Raw genomic sequence first — 653 nt, forward strand, 5'->3', positions numbered from 1 at the left:
GCCCGCTCGCGCGCGGGATCGCGTCCCAGCACCCGGACGTTCCCCGCCTGCGGGCGGAGACGGCCGCAGGCGAGGCCGATCGCGGTGCTCTTGCCGGCTCCATTGTGGCCGATCAGCGCGCAGACTTCCCCGGCCTCCACGACGAGCCCGATCCGGTCGACGCCGCGCCGCGAGCCATAGGCGTAGCTCACGCCGTCGAGGCGCAGCGGAAGTTGCTCGGTCATCGATCTTGCGCCTCTCGCATATGCCGGACCCTATACGCAGCCCGGTCCACTTTGGACCCGCCACCCTCTCTCAGGACGCTTCGTGATGATCGACGCCGCGGTTTTGGTCGGGCTTGCGGCGGGGCTGAGGACGATGACGGCTCCGGCGGCGGTGAGCTGGGCGGCCTGTTCGGGCACGATCGACCTTTCGGCGACGCCGCTGTTCTTTCTCGGACACCTCGCCTCGCCGGTGATCTTCACTGCGCTCGCGGCCGTCGAGCTCGTCGTCGACAAGCTGCCCACGACGCCGAGCCGGCTCATTCCCTTCCAGCTCGGGTCGCGGATCGCAAGCGGCGGGTTCTGCGGCTGCGCCTTCGGCCTGGCGGCGAATGGGGCGGCGTCGGGCGGCCTGCTCGGAGCGGTGCTCGGAGCAGGCGCTGCGGTCGCGGG

At 71.4% G+C, this 653-nt stretch carries 2 protein-coding genes; one reads left to right on the forward strand and one right to left on the reverse strand.

Annotated features, from left to right (window positions below):
- On the reverse strand, positions 1-224 hold a 224-nt coding region (locus tag ACIKT0_RS19630; RefSeq protein ID WP_407106926.1), incomplete at its 3' end, for an ATP-binding cassette domain-containing protein.
- Positions 225-309: 85 nt separating this feature from the next.
- Here ACIKT0_RS19630 and ACIKT0_RS19635 point away from each other — a divergent pair.
- Positions 310-653 (forward strand): DUF4126 domain-containing protein (locus ACIKT0_RS19635; protein ID WP_407106927.1); only part of this gene is annotated, 344 nt, incomplete at its 3' end.

The sequence above is a fragment of the Hansschlegelia beijingensis genome (assembly GCF_045505405.1).
GTDB lineage: Bacteria > Pseudomonadota > Alphaproteobacteria > Rhizobiales > Methylopilaceae > Methylopila > Methylopila beijingensis_A.